We start from the raw sequence: 17,226 nt of genomic DNA on the forward strand, positions 1-17,226 counted from the left end.
CGTTATGATATTTATGTTGTGCGGAACGAGTGATGCCCGGGAATTAGCGCTGACTTTGTCATCTCATGAATTGCCGCTGGTGGCTTCTGTCGTGACGCCAAGTGCAGCGGAGCGGCTTGAAGCAGCCGCAATACGGACTGCGGTTGGCAGGTTGGACCGGCCGGGGATGATCTCCTTTTTGCAGGAGGGGAATTACAGTGTTGTAGTAGACGCAAGCCATCCCTTTGCGCTTGAGGCGCATGCCAATGCAATGGCGGCTGCGGAAGCGCTGGGGCTGCCCTATTTTCGCTTCGAGCGGCGAAGCCTTCAGTATGACAGCCATCCCCGGTTGATTTGTGTAGCTTCTTATGAAGCTGCGGCCCGCAAAGCAAAACAATTAAAAGGCTCGGTCATGCTGACCACCGGCGGGAAAACACTGGAGATTTTTGCGGAGCAGCTGCTCGGCGATCCGGAGGTGTGCCTGACGGTCAGACTGCTTCCCTGCCGGGAGAACATCGAGAAATGCCTTGCGCTTGGGATAGAACAGCGGAATATTATTGGGATGCAGGGACCTTTTTCAAGGGAAATGAACGAAGCGATGTACCGGCAATACGGCACGCAGGTCATGATCACTAAGGAGAGCGGAGCCGAGGGAGCTCTTGATGAGAAGCTGCATGCTGCGCTGGATATGGGGCTTTACGTTATTTTGATAACGCGTCCGGACACGCCTTATTGTGATTTTGGCAGTGTTTATCATGCAATGGATGAGATAGCTTATGCGGTAAAAGCAGTACTGGCGGGGCGTGAGCGAAGAGATGTGGAAACATCTACTGAATTATGAAAAGGGGAATGGGCTTGGACTTTGGAACGGATTTCAAACCGCTGACGGTGCAGCCGCAGGAAATTGAGAGCTTGAGCTTTCAAATGATCACGAAGGAACTGGGAGTACATTATTTTAACGCTATACAGTATCCGGTGGTGCAGCGGATCATCCACGCATCTGCCGATTTCGAGCTGGGGCGGAGTCTGGTGTTTCATCCCCGGGCGATTGAAGCGGGTATAACTGCCATTCTGCAGGGCAAGCCGATCATTGCCGATGTGCGGATGGTAGAGGCCGGTATCGCCAAGGAAAGGATACATAAATACGGCGGAGATGTCAGGGTGCATATTTCCGATCCGGATGTCATCGAAGAAGCCAAAATGCTGGGGACGACCCGGGCGATTGTCGCGACGCGCAAAGCTTGTAACGAAGCTCCCCGCGGGATATATGTTATCGGCAATGCGCCCACGGCGCTGCTGGAGTTGATTCGTCTGGTAAAAGAAGGAGCGGCCCAGCCCGGGCTCGTCATCGGCATGCCCGTTGGTTTCGTATCCGCTGCCGAATCCAAAGATGAGCTGCGCAAGCTGGATATTCCCTACATTACGAACGTAGGCCGCAAAGGCGGCAGTACGGTCGTTGTAGCAGCGGTGAATGCCTTAAGCCTGCTGGCTGTCCGGCAGGATACTGAGCAACAGGAATCTGGACGGTAGCAGTAAAGGTAGGGTTTTATACGAATAAAGAATAAATAATCATAGAAGTCGGGAACTAAGCAGAAACAAGCCAAGACTAGCCAAGCTAAGACAAGAAGAAGCGAATTAATGAGAGCCAAACAGAGAGTAGAACATCCACAGACCACAAGAAAAGTAACATCAAGTAAGTACTAAGAAGCACTAAGAAGCACTAAGAAGTACTAAGAAGCACTAAGAAGCACTAAGAAGCACTAAGAGCATTAAAAAAAATAATAAGCTAAGAAGCAGCACTAAGCACTTAGAAGCACTAAGTTAAAATCTAGTGAGCCAAGCAAGTACAGCAATTACCGATATCAACAGAGACCCATAACATACAGCAAAGAAGGGATCGGCATGACCGAGGAGACCGCTTCGAAACCTATGCGCCGGGGTTATACCACCGGCGCCTGTGCTGCCGCCGCAGCCAAAGGCGCGGCACTCCTGCTGATCACAGGCGATGCGCCGGAGAGCGTGGAGCTTTACTTGCCGGCGGGATTCCGGCATACCTTCGAACTGACCGGATGGCAGCGACAGGATAATTTCATGGCAACCTGTGCCACGGTGAAGGATGCCGGGGATGACCCGGATGCCACTCACCGGGCCTGGATCGAGGCCACTGTCAGTTGGCTGGAACATCCCGGTGTGGAGATTGACGGCGGGCGGGGCGTCGGCAGAGTAACGAAACCGGGGCTGCCGGTAGCGGTAGGAGAAGCCGCGATTAATCCGGTACCCCGTCGTATGATTCTGGAAGCTGTATCCGAGGTGCTGGAAGAGCATGGCGCCGCCCGGGGACTGCGGGTGGTAATCAGTGTGCCCGAAGGCGAAGCCATTGCGCTCAAGACACTTAATCCGCGCCTAGGCATCGTAGGCGGTATTTCGATACTTGGCACAAGGGGAGTGGTTACGCCGTTCTCCACTGAAGCCTATAAGGCGAGTGTGGTTCAGGCCATATCGGTTGCAGCTGCTACAGGGAACAGGGGGCTGATCCTCACTACCGGCGGCAGCAGTGAAAAATATGCCATGGCAATGTTCGCTGAGCTTCCGGAGGAAGCTTTTATCCAGATGGGCGAATACGTGGGGTTCTCTCTCGGCCATGCCAAAGCCTATGGATTTAGTAAGGTGACGCTTGTCGGCATGGCGGGCAAATATTCCAAAGTAGCACAGGGTGCCATGCTGATTCACTCAAAAAATGCGCCGGTTGATTTCGGTTTCCTGTCCCAAGTAGCGTCCGAAGCCGGGGCTGACGAAGAACTGGTGCAGGAGATTGCTGCCGCCAATACGGCTTCGCAGGTTGTGGACATGATGACGGAGGCCGGGAATTACGCTTTTTTTGAACAATTATGCCTTCATGCCTGCAGACATTGCCTGATTCACATGAATGGGGAGATGACGGTAGAAATGGTGCTGATCACGATGAAAGGCCGAGTGCTGGGAAGGGCGGAAATCTGTGGCTAATGTAATTTATATCATCGGTATCGGCGAGGATGGCGCAGGCGGGCTGACGCCGGGTAGCTTGAGAAAAGTGCAGGAGAGCGAGGTACTGCTCGGCGGGGAGAGGCAACTGTCGTTTTTCAGCCGGTACGATGGGGACAAGATCACGCTGCAGGGCGGGCTGAAGTCTTTTGCCGATAAGCTGGAGGGATTGTGGAAAGCGGGAAAACGTATTGCTGTGCTGGCTTCGGGGGATCCGCTGTTTTTTGGGATTGGCGGCTACCTTGCCAAAAGGTTTGGGCCGGAGCAGGTCGAAGTGATTCCGCATTACAGCAGTGTGCAGCTTGCTTTTGCCCGGCTGGGTGACAGCTGGCAGGATGCAGAGCTTATCAGTCTGCACGGCAGGCCGATTAACGGGCTGGCCCAGCGGATTGACGGCAGGCAGAAGATTGCTCTTTTGACGGATGAAGTTAATACTCCTGCGCGGATTGCAGCTTACCTGCGGGAGTTTGGCATGACGGAGTATCAGGCTTTTGTCTGCGAGCGGCTGGGCGGCCCGGAAGAGGTCTGCAGGTTCTGGGAACTGGAGGCGCTGGAGCAGGCGGAGTTTGCATCATTAAATGTAGTGATTCTGCGGCGGAAGCCGGGAAGTACGGTGGAGGTACGGCGCGGATTCGCATATCCCGATGAGGTGTTCCAGCAGCGAAAGCCGGAAAAAGGCCTGATTACCAAACGGGAGATCCGCGCTTTTGTCCTGTCGGAGCTGAATCTGTCCGAGGATGCGATTGTCTGGGATATCGGCTCCGGCTCCGGTGCAGTAGCGGTGGAATGTGCGCGGATTGCCCGTCTTGGCAGGGTCTATGCCCTGGAAAAAGGGGCAGACAATCTGCCTAACATTGAAGCCAACCGGCGGAAGTTTCGTGCGGATTTTGCAATTATCCATGAAAAAGCCCCGCAGGGGCTGGATAAGCTTCCAGACCCGGACGCCGTGTTCATCGGCGGCAGCGGTGGTGAGCTGGCAGCTATAATTGCACATAGTGCGGCCCGGCTGCGGCCCGGAGGGCGGATCGTTGTGGGGGCCATCACGATTGAGACGCTGCATGGCAGCATGGAGGCGCTGGCACTCGCCGGATTTGCTCCGGAAGTAACGATGCTGCAGGCCTCGCGGGGCAAACCGATTCTTGGCATGACCCGGTTTGAAGGGATGAATCCCGTCTATGTGGTCAGCGGCCAAAACACGGTTTAACCGATGAACGCTGCAGGGCAGCGGAAGATAGGTATGAGGCGGACAGCGGTTGCGGTGCGAAGAAGGTAGCGATAAGAGGACGATTAGACGGCAACGGTGCGAAGATGTAACGATAAGAGGACGATTAGACGGCTACGATGCGAAGAAGGTAGCGATACGAAGGCTACTAGACGACTAGACAGCTACGATATTTAGTAGGTAACGTCACGAAGTTAGCTACGAGCAGAGGCGGACCGCAGCGACGTTATTTTATCAATGAGCTTTAGTTTTCCAAGTAAACGGACCCCAGCGCCGCTATTTCCTCGCCGGGCTGTATCGTGGAGGTAAATGATGCGAATAACGTCTCTGGAGTCCGAGAAGAGCGAAAAACAGCAATAAATCTGCAAATAGCGCCTCTCCAGTCCGCATAACCGCAAGTTGATCGGATCATGAGCGATGGACCAAGCATTCTGTGCCAGTCCCCCCCTTGAGAAACAGAGTGCTGCATCCAGCAGCTGCAAGGAATCAACTGCCTATCGTCCGGATATGCAATCGGCAATCTAAAGCGAAGCACATGGAGGATTAGTCCATATCTGAGTTAGTCACTACCAGATTTAGTCACTAACAGCTTCAGTCACTAACAGCTTCAGTCCATACTTGCACCCGTGCGTGCCAATCCGAACTCTTATATGCATACCTGTAACGCAAAATGCCATGCCGTACATACACGAAACTGTCGCAGCATAAATCCCTCCTGCCATAGGCAGTAGTGACCTAAAGATATATCCAAATAAACATTCAGCTCAATAAAAGGAGAAACTGGAGATGACAAACAATCAAGCGGAACCGCAGCTGGCGCCCACAAGCGGGCAGTATACTGCCGGTGAAGAAACAGCCCAAGCGATGGCCCAAACTGCTGTGGAAGAGTATGAGTTTGTTGACGGCCAGCTGGAGGCCGAGAATGCATTTGAGTCTAAGGCTGCTTTGCTGGCTGTAGGTACCTTGTATGGAGTGGGTGTCGGTCCCGGGGACCCGGAGCTGATTACGGTCAAAGCCTGCCGTCTGTTGAAAGAATGTCCGGTGATCGCCTATCCGGCTACCAAAAAAGGCGGCAAATCCTATGCACAGGAGATCGTCGACACCTATGTAAATGAGGACGAAAAGGTCATGCTGGGACTTGTGTTTCCGATGACCAAAGACCCTGTGCAGCTGGAGAACGGGTGGCGCTGGACTGTGGAGCTGTGCTGGAATGAGCTGCGCCTTGGCAATGATGTTGCTTTTGTGACGGAGGGTGATCCCAATTTGTACAGCACCTTTATTCATCTGGCCCGTTTAATGCAAGAGCAGCATCCCGTTGTGCCGATTGTATCGGTTCCCGGAATTTCTTCGGTGCTGGGTGCCGCTGCGGCACTCGAACAGCCGCTTGCCGACGGCGATCAGCGGGTGGGTATTATTCCGGCTACCGATGACCGCGAGGCGCTGAAGGAAGCACTGCTGCATCATGATACTGTAGTGTTCCTTAAGGTGGCGAAGGTGCTTGATCTGGTGCTGGAGGTGCTGGATGAACTGGGTCTTGGAGGAAAAGCGTCCGTTGTCACCAAGGTGACTTCTTCCTATGAGACCGTCTGGCGGGATGCCCGCGAGCTGCGCGGCTCAGATCTGGAGTATTTGAGTCTGATGGTGGTGAGCAAATGACGGAAGTACAGCTGGAACCTAAGGTCTACATCGTCGGGGCAGGACCCGGCGATCCAGAGCTGATTACCGTTAAGGGCAGCCGTATTCTGCGCTCGGCCGATCTCGTATTGTACGCCGATTCGCTGGTCAGTGAAAAGCTGATCTCCAGCGCGAAGCCCGGTGCTGAGGTGCTGCAAAGCTCAGGGCTGGATCTGGAGCGACAGGTGGAGCTGATGGCAGAAGCGGTGCAGGCCGGCAAAAGCGTAGCCCGTGTGCACACAGGCGACCCCTCGATGTATGGTGCGATCCTGGAGCAGATGTCGCTGCTGAAGCTGTGCGGCGTCGGCTATGAGATCGTGCCGGGTGTCAGCTCTGTTTTTGCCTCAGCGGCGGCGCTTGGCGCGGAGCTGACGGTGCCGGAGCTGACGCAGACGGTCATTCTGACCCGTGCCGAAGGACGCACGCCTGTGCCCGAGCGCGAGCAGCTGCGCCGTCTGGCCAGCCATCACTGCACGGTGGCGCTGTTCCTCAGCGCTTCACTGGCTGGACATGCGGCGGAGGAATTCCTCGCCGCCGGATGGAGTCCGGACACGCCTGTGGCTGTGGTCAAACGGGCCACCTGGCCGGATCAGCAGATTCTGCGGACAACGGTAGAGAGACTGGAGGCTGACCTGCGCGAAGCGGGCATTACGATGCATGCGATGATTCTGGCCGGCTGGGCACTGGATCCCGGGCTGGTCGACCGCGATGCTCACCGCTCAAAGCTGTACGACAAGACGTTTACCCACGGCTGCCGGGAAGGGACCGGCAATCATGGATAAGAAATATGCGGCTGTCGCCATTACACGTAACGGCATTAAGCTTGCGCTGACGCTGGGGGAGCAACTGGGCAGTACCGAAGTATTCTGCTATGCCAAGTATAGCGGGGAGCTTGAAGAGCTACCGGGGGAACGCCGGATATTTGCCGAGCCGCTAAAAGAGCTGCTGCCGGTTCTATTCCGACGTTATGAGGCTTTGATTCTTTTCTTCTCGCTTGGCGCAGCGGTAAGATTAGCTGCGCCTTTACTGCAGGATAAAAAAACCGACCCCGCCGTCATCGTGATTGACGAACGCGGAGAGCATGTAATCAGCATGCTCTCCGGCCATTTGGGCGGGGCCAACAGGCTGACGCTGCAGATTGCCGGGCTGCTGGGTAGCCATCCCGTGATCACAACCGCCTCGGATGTTCAGGGGACGTTCGCGGCGGATTTGCTCGGCCGTGAATTCGGCTGGCGGCCGGAGAGCTTCACCCACATGAAGGCGTTGAGCGCCGCCTTGGTGAACGGCGAGCGGGTAGCCTTCCTGCAGGAGTACGGGGAGTGCGGCTGGCTGCACCCTGGAGCGGCATTGCCCGAGCATGTGCAGCTCTGCGGGGGTATGGCTGAAATGCGCGCGGCTTCCTTCAGCGCGGCAATTGTTGTAACCGACCGGCTGCTGAAAGCGCCGGAAGCGGCGGCTTTGCCGGAACGGACCGTAGTGTACCGTCCGCGCAGCCTGGTGCTCGGCCTGGGCTGCAACCGCGGCACTTCGGCGGCGGAGCTGGAAGCCGTGGTGGCAGAAACCCTGGCAGAGCTGGGGCTGTCCCTCCTAAGCGTGCGGAATGCGGCCACTGCCGGGATCAAAGGCGATGAAGCCGGACTGCTCGCTTTATGCGCCAAGCACGGCTGGGAGCTGGCTTTGTATCCGCCGGAGCAGTTGAATACGGTGCCGCTGGACCAGCCGTCGGAGATCGTATTCAAGGCGACCGGAGCCTATGGTGTTTGCGAGCCTGCAGCCCTTTTGTCTTCCGGTGCGAGGGACTTGCTTTTGCCCAAGAAAAAAAGCGGCAATGTGACCATTGCCGTGGCCAGGGTTATTTTTGACAGAGGGGAGGCAAATGCAGATGTATGAGTGGGAGGGAGACGGGCTTCCGTTGCAGCGGCGTGCCCGCATCCTTGTAGCCGGTACAGGCAGCGGTTCGGGAAAAACGACGGTAACACTTGGGCTGATGCGGGCGTTTGCCCGGCAGGGACTGAATGTACAGGGCTTCAAATGCGGCCCGGATTACATTGATCCGGCCTATCATGCTGCTGTCACCGGACGTTCACCGCGGAATCTTGATTCCTGGATGACCTCAGGTCAGTATTTGCTGGAGTACTTTCTGCGCTCCTCAGCGGAAGCGGATCTTTCGGTGATCGAAGGGGTCATGGGGCTGTATGACGGCAAAGAAGCGACAGGGCTAACCGGCTCAACCGCCGAGATTGCCATCCTGACAGAAAGTCCGGTTTTGCTGGTGCTCGATGTCCGCAGCATGGGCCGCAGTGCGGCGGCAATAGTACTGGGCTTCCAGCAGCTTGAGCCGCGCGTACGTATTGCCGCAGTTATCGTGAACCGCTGCGGCAGCGCCAGCCATTACCAGACGGTGAAGGGGGCGATTGAAGCTGCCTGTGGAATTCCCGTGCTGGGCTGGCTGCTGCGGGATAGCGGGCTCGACATTCCGGAGCGGCATTTGGGCCTGCTGCCCGCCGTTGAGCGGGGGGAGCTGGAGCCCTTGTTCGACCGTGCCGCCGATCTGCTGGCGGAGGGCACCGACCTCTTGGCGCTGCTGCAGCTTGCCGGAGCAGCGCCTCCGCTGCGGCATCCGCTCCTTTTGCCGGAAATCTCGCTGGCAGAAATCCCCCTGTTTGGCAACCCGGCACAGGGCGGGTCGCCAGCTGAAGACTACCCGGTGGCGGCGTCCGGTTCTCTGCGTGAAGATCAACCGGCAGGCATCGTGGAAACAGGATTACGAACTAATCCTGCTCCCGATTTGGACCTTTCCCGGGGTGTGGAAAGTGAACGGGCAGCGGCTTCCCAGTGGCCAGAACGGCCGACAACCGGCAGCGAGTCTGCGGCGGTATCCCCAGCCGTATCCCATGCCGTATCTCCAAGCAGCCATCTTCCCATCACTCCGTCACTCGCGTCAGCCAGCTACCAGTCGCCGGTTCACCCCATCGCTCCGTCACTTGCGTCAGCCAGTCACCAGCCGCCGGTTCGCCCTATCCCTCCGTCACTCGCATCAGCTAGCTCCAGGCCGGTTCACCCCATCCATCCGTCCCTTGAACCAGCCGACTACCGCCCGGTTCTTGCCGTTGCCCGTGATGCGGCATTTAATTTCTATTACACCGACAATCTGGAGCTGTTGGTTCGAGCCGGTGCAAGACTGGCTGAATTCAGCCCGCTGCGCGGCGAGGGCATTCCGCCGGATGCGGACGGCATTTATATCGGGGGCGGGTTTCCCGAAGAGTTCGCTTCCGTGATCGCGGGGAACAAGGTTTTCCTGAACGGCATCCGGTTAGCTGCGGCGGACGGAATGCCGCTCTATGCCGAATGTGGCGGCTATATGGTACTGGCCCGCAGTCTGACCGACCGCAGCGGGAACTTGCATGAGATGGCAGGGATTATTCCGGCCCATACGGTTATGCAGGAGCGTCGTGCGGCGCTTGGTTACCGGGAAGTTACCGCGATCCGGGACTGCCTGCTGCTGCAGCAGGGAGAGACGCTGCGCGGACATGAATTTCATTACTCCGTCATGAGTTATGACCATGGAGAGCCGAGGACCTTTGCGTATGAGAGCAAAGGGAGGGGCGGCAGCCAGCCGGAAGGTTATGTAAGCGGCAATGTGATGGCAGCTTATGCCCATATTCATCTGGCTTCTTATCTGCCAGCGGCCGTACGGTTTGTCGCAGCATGCCGGGCCTATCATAAACGTAAGTAAGCCAGAGCTTTACCAGCTATGACAAAGGACAAAACAGCAGCTCCGGTTAAACAGGGGATAGCGTGTGATGTCCTTTTTTTTCGGAAAACAGAAGTATGTCAACCGCTTGTCATAACCCTGCAACCCACGTATAATAAAGGCAAGAGAGCGCTTTAATATTGTATAACTACCGGTAGAGCCGGTTAACGGCCAGCCGTTCATGGAGAAGGGGGAACACTGCAGTGAAATTGTTGGGAGCGATTGAAGCAGGGGGAACGAAGTTTGTATGCGGAGTGGGGAATGAGGACGGGACGATAATCGACCGGGTCAGCTTTCCAACGACAACGCCCGAAGAGACGATGGGACTCGTGATCGACTATTTTGGCAAAAAACAAGTCGGCGCCATCGGCATCGGCTCATTTGGACCCATTGATCCGGTGCTCGGAAGCCCTACGTATGGATATATTACGACGACTCCGAAACCTCACTGGGGACAATATAATTTGGTAGGAGCCGTAGGCGGACAATTTAATGTGCCGATCGGTTTTGATACGGATGTGAATGGAGCAGCGTTGGGTGAATACAAATGGGGCGCGGCTCAAGGGCTGGACAGCTGTCTTTATATTACCGTTGGCACAGGCATCGGGGCCGGGGCAGTGGTCGGCGGTGAGCTGATTCACGGCTTATCCCATCCTGAAATGGGGCATATTCTCGTGCCGCGCCATCCGGAGGACAACTTTGCAGGCTTTTGCCCTTATCATGGGGATTGCCTGGAAGGCCTGGCCGCAGGTCCGGCAATCGGCAGCCGTTGGGGCCAGCCGGCAGGCGAGCTGCCTGCGGATCACCCGGCTTGGGCTATGGAGGCCCATTATCTGGCGCATGCACTAATGAATTATGTGCTTATTCTGTCTCCGCAGAAGATCGTTATGGGCGGTGGTGTCATGAAGCAAAGCCAGCTGTTCCCGTTAATCCATGCCAAGCTGCAAGAGTTGCTGGGAGGTTATGTGCAGCATCCTGCCCTGAATGAAGGCATCGGCAACTATGTTGTTTCACCACAGCTTGGAGACAATGCCGGACTGTCCGGAGCGCTTGGATTAGCCAAAATGGCGTTAGACAGAGCCTAACACAAAAAGAGATTGACTGTTCGGCAATCTATGGTATCCTAGGATTTAACAGTATAGCATTTAAGAGGGAGCACCTCTTTCACGTTCAGCGTGAGAGAGGTGCTTTTTGTGCGTTCAAGGGGTCTATATAGCAGTCGTGCTCTATAGATCGGAAGCTCCGGCGTTGACGCGATCATGCTTGCTGTAAGACGAGGAAGGTAGGGATCGGGATGCAGATCGTATTTATGAACCGGTTGTCGAGAATGTCAGGGGCGGACCAGGAGGCGTTTGCCCAGCTATGGATTGGCGAGGAAGAAGGCATTTGGAGTCTGGGCTGGCGCGATTTTTCCGGAGCCGAGGAGCTGAGCGACAACATTTGGTATGAGGGCGGCTCATGGAATGAGATGTTATGTGTATACAGGCATGAGCTGGCGGTAAAGATGGGGGACGGCTATCGTCCGTTAATCGACGGAGCATTCCATGAAGAAGAGGGTCTGAACAGCCGTAATCAGGAGCAGCTCAAGCTGCAGCATTACAGCGAACAGCACGCTAACGAAGCCATCTATGAGGAGCTCTGCGCCTGGCGCAGGGGCAGGGCTTCCAGTGAGCGCAAAGCGCCTTATATTCTGGCCAGCAACCGTCTGCTGCGGATGCTCAGCGCATTTCTTCCCCGCACGCCGGAGGAACTGCTGCAAATCCCGGGGGTCGGCGAGGGAAAGGCTTCGCAATACGGGGCAGAATGGCTGAACATCACTTCGGGAGCTTCGCGTGATCACAGTTATCCGCTGGGCTGGGTCAACGAGGCTGTTGAAGAGGAAGCTTTCAGCTCATGGCTTTATAAGCAGAAAGAGCTTAAGTACAAGAAACAGCTGGAACGGTTGCGGCTGCGGCGCATAGTGCTCCAGGGGATTGAAAACGGCCTGGGAATGGACCAGCTCAAAACGGCGAGCGGGGTTAGCCGCCGTGAAGTGCTCGAAGCGGTAGAAGAACTGGAGAAGGACGGATATTCCGTGGAGAAGCTGATTGAGCTGGAACTACAGGGAATTTCACCAAACGAGCAGGATAGTATATGGACCGCTTATGAACTGTTGGGGGATTCCTTCCTGAAGCCTGTGCTGTATAAAGCGTACGGAGAGGAATTTTCACCTGCCGAAGGGCTGGATATGTATTATGAGCGGCTGCGGCTGATCCGGATCCGTTTCCGGCGCGGTACGGAGAGCGGAGTGGAAATGGCTACGGGGTTTTAGAATAAGGCTTTCGATACCGGGGCGAAATGGAGTTGCCTAAGCGAAAGAATTGTAGCTAAGCGGGATTTTCCCCTTGCAGGAGAGAGTTCCGCTTAGGTTTTTTTTCGATTTGTATTACAAAATATGCAAACAGGGTAATGAACATTAACCTTTAGGCAGATGATCAAAGGGGATTTGCGGATTGCCGCTGAACATATTCTGGATTGGAGCTGTATACATGAATGTTTTACAATGGCTTGAAGTGTGGTATTCACGGCAATGTGACGGAGATTGGGAACACAGCCAGGTTGTCAGCATCACGACACTTGATAATCCCGGGTGGTCTGTTGACATTTTTCTGGGGGGAACCGAACTGGAGGATAAAGGTTTTGAACTGCTGAATATTGACAGGTCGGATGTCGACTGGGTATACGGCAAGGTAAGCGATAATATTTTCCAGGGAAGAGGAGGAGTGAACAATTTAGAAGAGATCCTACAAATATTTCAGCAATGGGCAATGCTTAACGAAGATTAGAATAGATTCTATTCAGCTTCTTTTGAACAAAAAGACGAAGGCTTCCATTCCCTTGCGGTACCGGTGCCTTCGCCTAGCGTATTCGTCCGTTGTTGTTCATAGCCAATCCTTTTTGCGGAAAACAAACAGCATCCCGCAGCCGAGCGTCACCATAACGGCAATAACGCCATAGTAGCCGTACTCTGAATGGGTCTCGGGAATATTGTCAAAGTTCATCCCGTAGATCCCGGTAATTACGGTCAGCGGCATGAATATCGTTGTAATGGCTGTAAATACTCTCATAATTTCGTTGGCACGGTTGGCAATACTCGATTGGTACGCCTCGCGCAAGTTGCCCATAAGATCGCGGTAGGTCTCAAAGGTTTCAGAGATTTTGACCGCATTTTCATAAATGTCGCTAAAATACTTCTGCAGCTGGTCATCGATCAGGCGGAGGTCTTTTTTATTTAGGGTGTTGATAACCTCTTTCTGCGGTCCAAGCATCTTCTTCAGCCAGAGAATTTCGCTGCGCAGACCGATGATCTCGCTAAGATGCGATTTCTTGGTATGCATAAGGATATCCTCTTCCAGCTTCTCAATCCGCACTTCAATCCGGTCGCCGACAGAGAAATAGTTATCCACGACAGTGTCGATCAGATGGTACAGGAAGCGGTCCGGCTCGCTGACCTCCTGCTCCCACAGGATAGGTTTCAGCACACGTAGCTCATGGATCTTTTGTTTGGTGACGGTGATAATGTAATGTCTGCCGAGAAACACGTTCAGTGCACGGAGGAAAATCTCCTCGTCATCGAAACGGATACTGTTGACAACTATAAAATAATGGCTTTCATAAATTTCAATCTTCGGGCGCTGCTCCTCTTCGCTGAGGCAATCCTCAACGGCCAGGTCATGCAGATTGTATAGGGGCTGAAGCAGCTCCAAATCCTCAACATCCGCATCAATCCAGTAGAAGCCCTCTGTAGGGGCTGTCAGTGTTTCTTCAATATCCTCAATAGTTGTAAAAACCCCTGCGTTCACCAGCCGGATTTTCATCTGATTCACTCCTTCTGTCCCCGGTCTTCTCCAGGGATATGCTAATTAAAGCACAGAGAAAAAAATCAGCTTGGCCGGTGGTACAATCAATGAATCAGGCCAAATGACGTTTCGAGAGCATGAAGAAGAACTGCTCCCGCCGCCGGCAAGCTGATGTTAATCCTGTGTGGTAGCTCACTTTGCACGCTTAACTGCGCACCCGGGTCGCCTTCCATGCTTCTCTCACCTCTTCTTTTCGTCATTTATGGTATGAAACACTTGTCTAGTATAACGCCGGGGTATGCCTCTTTCAAGCAAAATTCTTTTCACTTTCAGGGGCTCTTTAGCATTGTATGGACTTGACGAAAAGGAGGTTCATGATTTAAAGTGAATTTTAAGAAAAACAACGTTTGACATTTTAGATTTTTCTAACTGAATACAGCTAAATCTTATCAAGAGCAGGTGGAGGGACTAGCCCGATGAAACCCGGCAACCGGCGTGTGAACGCACGGTGCTAATTCTTGCGGAAGCTTTGCAGGGGATATTTGAATCCCGGCAGAAGTTCTCTGGCAGATGAGAGAGGCGCATATGACTGCAAATCTATGACCTTTCTCGCCCGAGAAAGGTCTTTTTTGGTTGTATTTTAAACACAAGCCGTATTAGCGGCACTCAAATTCAGTTAAGGAGTGGACACAACAATGCCAATTAAAATTCCCGACAGCTTGCCGGCCAAAGAGGTATTATCCGGGGAGAATATCTTTGTAATGGATGAAAGCCAGGCCTTCCACCAGGACATCCGCCCCTTGAGAATCGCTATTCTGAATTTAATGCCGACTAAGGAAACAACGGAAACGCAGCTGCTGCGCCTAATCGGAAACTCGCCGCTTCAGGTTGATGTGATTCTGCTGCATCCCAGCTCCCATACCTCCAAGAACACTTCGGCAGAGCACTTGAAGAGCTTTTATAAAACCTTTGACGAAATCAGCCACCGCCGTCTGGATGGATTAATTGTTACAGGCGCCCCGGTAGAACAGATGGAGTTCGAGGATGTGAACTACTGGGAAGAGCTGAAAGAAATCTTTGAATGGAGCAAACACAACGTTACTTCGACCATGCATATCTGTTGGGCTGCCCAGGCAGGATTGTATCACCACTTTGGAGTGCGTAAGGTTAGCTTGGACGAGAAATGCTTCGGAGTTTTCCCGCACACCGTGAGCCATAATAACGTCAAGCTGCTGCGCGGATTTGACGAAGTGTTCCATGTTCCACATTCCCGTCATACCGACATTTCCCGTGAGGATATCCTCGCTAATCCGGATCTGCAGATTCTGGCCGAATCGGAGGAAGCCGGAATTTATCTGGTAGCGACACATGACGGCAGACAGATTTTCGTTACCGGTCATTCTGAATATGATCCTTTTTCCCTCAAATGGGAGTATGACCGGGATGCAGCCAAGGGGATGGATGTCGCACTGCCGAAGCATTACTATCCTAAGGATGATCCGCAGCGCACACCGCCGGCCGTCTGGCGGGCCCATGCCAACTTATTGTTTGCCAATTGGCTCAATTACTATGTATACCAGGAGACCCCTTACGATATTGGTCCAATAATTTAAAAGAGAAGACGTTAGCTGCTTCACACTATATAGAAATGATTACACCACATTTAGGAGGCTTACAGATGGACGAGAAACTTAGGATTGAAAGCAGACTGGCGCAAATTGGCTCACAGGAAGATCCCGGTACAGGGGCAGTAAATTATCCGATTTATAATGCAACGGCATTCCGCCACCCTAGACTCGGACAAAGCACAGGTTTTGACTACAGCCGCACCAAAAGCCCAACCCGCTCCGTGCTGGAAGAGGCGGCTGCGGAGCTGGAATCCGGGGATGCCGGTTTTGCCTGCAGCTCCGGGATGGCTGCGCTGACCACAGTGTTTGCGCTGTTCGGGCATGGGGACCATCTGGTGGTCTCGCTGGATCTGTACGGGGGCACATACCGGCTGCTGGAGCGGATTCTGTCCAAGTACGGGATCACCGCCTCCTATGTGGATACAAACGATCTTGATGCGCTGGAAGCGGCACGCCTTCCGAATACGAAGGCTGTATTTATTGAAACCCCGACCAATCCGCTGATGATGATTACGGATGTATCAGCCGTGTGTACGTGGGCCCGCCGCCATGGGCTGCTCACAATCGTAGACAATACGCTGCTTACCCCGTTCTTCCAGCGTCCGCTGGAGCTCGGGGCGGATATTATTGTCCACAGTGCCACCAAATATCTGGGTGGCCATAATGATGTCCTTGCGGGTCTTATCGTTACCAAAGGCACCGAGCTGTCAGCAGAAATGGCCATTCTGCATAACTCTCTGGGTGCCGTGCTTGCACCAAATGACAGCTACCAGCTGATGAAAGGCATGAAGACGCTGGCCCTGCGTATGGAGCGGCATGAGAGCAATGCGCTGGAATTAGCTCATTATCTGCTGGAGCACCCGGCTATTGCAGAGGTATTCCATCCGGGGTTGCCTGATCACCCGGGCTACGAGATTCAGAACCGCCAGTCCTCGGGCAACACCGGGATCTTCTCCTTTAAGGTAAAAGACGCAAGATATGTGGAGCCGCTGCTCCGCCATATCCGCCTGATCGCCTTCGCTGAAAGCCTGGGCGGTGTCGAGTCGCTGATGACCTATCCGGCGGTGCAGACCCATGCCGACATTCCGGTCGAAATTCGCGATGCCGTAGGCGTGGATGACCGCCTGCTGCGCTTCTCCGTCGGAATAGAGCATGTGAATGATCTGAAGGGCGATCTCAGCCAGGCGCTGGAAGCAGCGCGGAGCGAGCTTGAGGAAGCTGCGAATTAAGGAAACAACAGGGATGAGCGATAATGAAAAATCGTTAAAATCCGCTGTCCAACTGCTTCATTTCGGCGGGGAAATCGACCGGAAAGCGAGCCGGTCGAAGACCCTATCACTGATCTGGACCAGGTTCTCGCAGGCAAATGATAAAGGATATAGGCAGCAGCGCCGCTTTATGGCGCTGCTGTTTTATTATGGCTTTAGCCAGTTGAGTGCGTGAAACGCGCGAAACAAAAAACCACCCGCTATGCGGGTGGAGGGAACGAGGGTTTGACCACCAAGACCATTCCGATAGAATTGAGATGTTCAGGCTCAATGGAAAGGAATGGTCAAAGATGGCAAACAAGAGCTATAGAAGTGGATGTGCAAATACCATATCGTGTTCACCCCGAAGTATAGACGGAAAGAAATATATAATCAAGTAAGGAAAGATTTAATCGAAATCTTCAAGCGTTTATGTAAATACAAAGGAGTCGAGTTCATAGAGGGACACATGATGCCAGATCACGTGCACCTGTTGGTCGCGATACCGCCGAAGATCGCCGTGTCCACGTTCATGGGATATCTGAAGGGAAAAAGTTCGCTCATGATCTTTGAGAAGCACGCTGGACTAAAGTATAAGTATGGGAATCGAAAATTTTGGGCGGAAGGATACTACGTGAGCACGGTGGGTTTAAATGAAGCCACGGTAGCCAAATACATCCGTGAACAAGAAGCACATGACCAAGCCATAGACAAATTGAGTGTAAAAGAATACGAAGATCCATTCAGTGACAAAAGGAACAAAAAGAAATAAGCCCGTTTAACGGGTAAGTGAAGATGACAAATTACACTGAGCCTGAACAAATGTGTGGTCAGGCTAGCGTCTTTAGGCGCAGTTTGGCAA

The 17,226-nt window shown here is 53.8% G+C and carries 16 protein-coding genes and 1 riboswitch; of the genes, 15 read left to right on the forward strand and 1 reads right to left on the reverse strand.

The features are described 5' to 3' along the window. Nucleotides 1-4: 4 nt before the first annotated feature. From cobK to NSS79_RS09080, 11 genes are all read left to right on the forward strand, one after another. Complete coding sequence (cobK, locus tag NSS79_RS09030; RefSeq protein WP_342439089.1) at nucleotides 5-820, forward strand: precorrin-6A reductase; 816 nt, start codon at nucleotides 5-7, stop codon at nucleotides 818-820. Between the two features lie 14 nt (nucleotides 821-834). After that, a complete protein-coding gene (locus NSS79_RS09035; RefSeq protein WP_342439090.1) occupies nucleotides 835-1,509 on the forward strand; it encodes a precorrin-8X methylmutase in 675 nt (224 codons plus the stop codon). Between the two features lie 372 nt (nucleotides 1,510-1,881). Continuing rightward, on the forward strand, nucleotides 1,882-2,982 hold the full coding sequence (locus NSS79_RS09040; protein WP_342439091.1) for a cobalt-precorrin-5B (C(1))-methyltransferase: 1,101 nt from the start codon (nucleotides 1,882-1,884) through the stop codon (nucleotides 2,980-2,982). Next, a complete protein-coding gene (gene cbiE / locus NSS79_RS09045; RefSeq protein WP_342439092.1) occupies nucleotides 2,975-4,204 on the forward strand; it encodes a precorrin-6y C5,15-methyltransferase (decarboxylating) subunit CbiE in 1,230 nt (409 codons plus the stop codon). Before NSS79_RS09040 ends, cbiE begins: the two co-directional genes overlap by 8 nt. Before the next feature lie 963 nt (nucleotides 4,205-5,167). Beyond that, a complete protein-coding gene (gene cobI / locus NSS79_RS09050; RefSeq protein WP_342440331.1) occupies nucleotides 5,168-5,878 on the forward strand; it encodes a precorrin-2 C(20)-methyltransferase in 711 nt (236 codons plus the stop codon). Then, nucleotides 5,875-6,678, forward strand: a complete 804-nt coding sequence (gene cobM / locus NSS79_RS09055; RefSeq protein WP_342439093.1) for a precorrin-4 C(11)-methyltransferase — start codon at nucleotides 5,875-5,877, stop codon at nucleotides 6,676-6,678. The genes cobI and cobM overlap by 4 nt, the downstream gene beginning before the upstream one ends. Beyond that, nucleotides 6,671-7,786 (forward strand): cobalamin biosynthesis protein, encoded by a 1,116-nt coding sequence (locus NSS79_RS09060; RefSeq protein WP_342439094.1) that lies wholly within the window; start codon nucleotides 6,671-6,673, stop codon nucleotides 7,784-7,786. Before cobM ends, NSS79_RS09060 begins: the two co-directional genes overlap by 8 nt. Further along, complete coding sequence (locus NSS79_RS09065) at nucleotides 7,779-9,632, forward strand: cobyrinate a,c-diamide synthase (RefSeq protein WP_342439095.1); 1,854 nt, start codon at nucleotides 7,779-7,781, stop codon at nucleotides 9,630-9,632. Before NSS79_RS09060 ends, NSS79_RS09065 begins: the two co-directional genes overlap by 8 nt. Before the next feature lie 221 nt (nucleotides 9,633-9,853). Continuing rightward, the gene (locus NSS79_RS09070; protein ID WP_342439096.1) at nucleotides 9,854-10,735 is read left to right on the forward strand and encodes an ROK family protein; all 882 of its coding nucleotides are present in this window, start codon (nucleotides 9,854-9,856) and stop codon (nucleotides 10,733-10,735) included. 209 nt (nucleotides 10,736-10,944) lie between these two features. Continuing rightward, nucleotides 10,945-11,961, forward strand: a complete 1,017-nt coding sequence (locus tag NSS79_RS09075) for an HRDC domain-containing protein (RefSeq protein ID WP_342439097.1) — start codon at nucleotides 10,945-10,947, stop codon at nucleotides 11,959-11,961. Nucleotides 11,962-12,178: 217 nt separating this feature from the next. Continuing rightward, nucleotides 12,179-12,475, forward strand: a complete 297-nt coding sequence (locus tag NSS79_RS09080; protein ID WP_076111532.1) for an immunity 53 family protein — start codon at nucleotides 12,179-12,181, stop codon at nucleotides 12,473-12,475. A 96-nt stretch (nucleotides 12,476-12,571) separates the two neighbouring features. On the opposite strand, the gene corA is transcribed toward NSS79_RS09080, so the two are convergent. After that, on the reverse strand, nucleotides 12,572-13,507 hold the full coding sequence (gene corA, locus NSS79_RS09085) for a magnesium/cobalt transporter CorA (protein WP_038588344.1): 936 nt from the start codon (nucleotides 13,505-13,507) through the stop codon (nucleotides 12,572-12,574). 425 nt (nucleotides 13,508-13,932) lie between these two features. Continuing rightward, nucleotides 13,933-14,066, forward strand: a riboswitch (SAM riboswitch). 118 nt (nucleotides 14,067-14,184) lie between these two features. Between corA and metA the strand changes: the two genes are divergently transcribed. The 4 genes from metA (at nucleotide 14,185) to tnpA (ending at nucleotide 17,136) form a co-directional block, all read left to right on the forward strand. Further along, complete coding sequence (gene metA / locus NSS79_RS09090; protein ID WP_342439098.1) at nucleotides 14,185-15,102, forward strand: homoserine O-succinyltransferase; 918 nt, start codon at nucleotides 14,185-14,187, stop codon at nucleotides 15,100-15,102. A gap of 65 nt (nucleotides 15,103-15,167) precedes the next feature. Next, on the forward strand, nucleotides 15,168-16,346 hold the full coding sequence (locus tag NSS79_RS09095; RefSeq protein WP_342439099.1) for an aminotransferase class I/II-fold pyridoxal phosphate-dependent enzyme: 1,179 nt from the start codon (nucleotides 15,168-15,170) through the stop codon (nucleotides 16,344-16,346). A 13-nt stretch (nucleotides 16,347-16,359) separates the two neighbouring features. Then, a complete protein-coding gene (locus NSS79_RS09100) occupies nucleotides 16,360-16,560 on the forward strand; it encodes a hypothetical protein (RefSeq protein WP_342439100.1) in 201 nt (66 codons plus the stop codon). 141 nt (nucleotides 16,561-16,701) lie between these two features. Then, a complete protein-coding gene (gene tnpA, locus NSS79_RS09105; protein ID WP_342437301.1) occupies nucleotides 16,702-17,136 on the forward strand; it encodes an IS200/IS605 family transposase in 435 nt (144 codons plus the stop codon). Nucleotides 17,137-17,226 lie beyond the last annotated feature (90 nt).

This window comes from Paenibacillus sp. FSL L8-0436, assembly GCF_038593025.1.
Classification (GTDB): Bacteria; Bacillota; Bacilli; order Paenibacillales; family Paenibacillaceae; genus Paenibacillus_AQ.

Bases quoted from the DNA above. Each gene is read 5' to 3' on its own strand.
- cobK (WP_342439089.1), top strand. From the start codon at position 5: ATGATATTTATGTTGTGCGGAACGAGTGATGCCCGGGAATTAGCGCTG.
- tnpA (WP_342437301.1), top strand. From the start codon at position 16,702: ATGTGCAAATACCATATCGTGTTCACCCCGAAGTATAGACGGAAAGAA.
- NSS79_RS09080 (WP_076111532.1), top strand. From the start codon at position 12,179: ATGAATGTTTTACAATGGCTTGAAGTGTGGTATTCACGGCAATGTGAC.
- corA (WP_038588344.1), bottom strand. From the start codon at position 13,507: ATGAAAATCCGGCTGGTGAACGCAGGGGTTTTTACAACTATTGAGGAT.
- cobM (WP_342439093.1), top strand. From the start codon at position 5,875: ATGACGGAAGTACAGCTGGAACCTAAGGTCTACATCGTCGGGGCAGGA.
- NSS79_RS09060 (WP_342439094.1), top strand. From the start codon at position 6,671: ATGGATAAGAAATATGCGGCTGTCGCCATTACACGTAACGGCATTAAG.
- NSS79_RS09065 (WP_342439095.1), top strand. From the start codon at position 7,779: ATGTATGAGTGGGAGGGAGACGGGCTTCCGTTGCAGCGGCGTGCCCGC.
- NSS79_RS09075 (WP_342439097.1), top strand. From the start codon at position 10,945: ATGCAGATCGTATTTATGAACCGGTTGTCGAGAATGTCAGGGGCGGAC.
- NSS79_RS09100 (WP_342439100.1), top strand. From the start codon at position 16,360: ATGAGCGATAATGAAAAATCGTTAAAATCCGCTGTCCAACTGCTTCAT.
- NSS79_RS09095 (WP_342439099.1), top strand. From the start codon at position 15,168: ATGGACGAGAAACTTAGGATTGAAAGCAGACTGGCGCAAATTGGCTCA.
- metA (WP_342439098.1), top strand. From the start codon at position 14,185: ATGCCAATTAAAATTCCCGACAGCTTGCCGGCCAAAGAGGTATTATCC.
- NSS79_RS09040 (WP_342439091.1), top strand. From the start codon at position 1,882: ATGACCGAGGAGACCGCTTCGAAACCTATGCGCCGGGGTTATACCACC.